Source organism: Vibrio sp. 10N.222.46.A1, from assembly GCF_041473595.1.
Lineage (GTDB): Bacteria > Pseudomonadota > Gammaproteobacteria > Enterobacterales > Vibrionaceae > Vibrio > Vibrio tasmaniensis_A.
Genome location: NZ_JBFRSN010001843.1, coordinates 1 through 242 on the forward strand (window position 1 = coordinate 1; position 242 = coordinate 242).

At 51.2% G+C, this 242-nt stretch carries 1 protein-coding gene; it reads right to left on the reverse strand.

Annotation, left to right across the window (positions count from 1 at the left end; all coding sequences use genetic code 11):
* Positions 1-242 (reverse strand): aminotransferase class III-fold pyridoxal phosphate-dependent enzyme (locus AB4496_RS29575; RefSeq protein WP_372133706.1); only part of this gene is annotated, 242 nt, incomplete at both ends.

Consider the following 242-nt stretch of genomic DNA (forward strand, 5'->3'; position numbering starts at 1 on the left):
CCTTTACCGCGAACTTCAGCAATACAGTTCACACGCGATTGAATCTTCTCAAGCCCATGACGTAGATATTGGCCTGCGATGTTCGCGTGCTCAACCAAACCATCACGTTCGATGATCTCTAACGCCTTAGCGCCAGATACCATTGCCAACTGGTTACCACGGAATGTACCGGTGTGCTCACCCGCTTTCCAAGTATCGATGCTCTTGTCGAATACAAGCAGCGACATAGGCAGTCCGCCACC